At 60.2% G+C, this 231-nt stretch carries 1 protein-coding gene; it reads left to right on the top strand.

Translation table 11 applies throughout. The features are described 5' to 3' along the window. Window positions 1–231 (top strand): RHS repeat domain-containing protein (locus tag HMPREF2952_RS03855; protein ID WP_168165179.1); only part of this gene is annotated, 231 nt, incomplete at both ends.

The following is a 231-nucleotide window of genomic DNA, read 5'->3' as shown; positions in this document are numbered from 1 at the left end:
GACGGCAGCAAAGAGACCTTCGGCTACGATGCTGCAGGTCGTTTGACCACCCATACCGACGGCGAAGGCCACACCACCTCCTACGAATACGGCCAAGACGGTCTGCCGACCCAACGCACCAATGCGCTGGGCCATACCTTCGGCTACCATTACGACAAAGCCCGCCGCTTAGTCGGCCTCACCAATGAAAACGGTGCGCGCTACCGCTTTGCCTACGACATCCTCGACCGA

This window comes from Neisseria sp. HMSC068C12 (genome assembly GCF_001814095.1).
GTDB classification, from domain to species: Bacteria; Pseudomonadota; Gammaproteobacteria; order Burkholderiales; family Neisseriaceae; genus Neisseria; species Neisseria perflava.
This window is presented reverse-complemented; position numbering and strand designations above follow the sequence as displayed.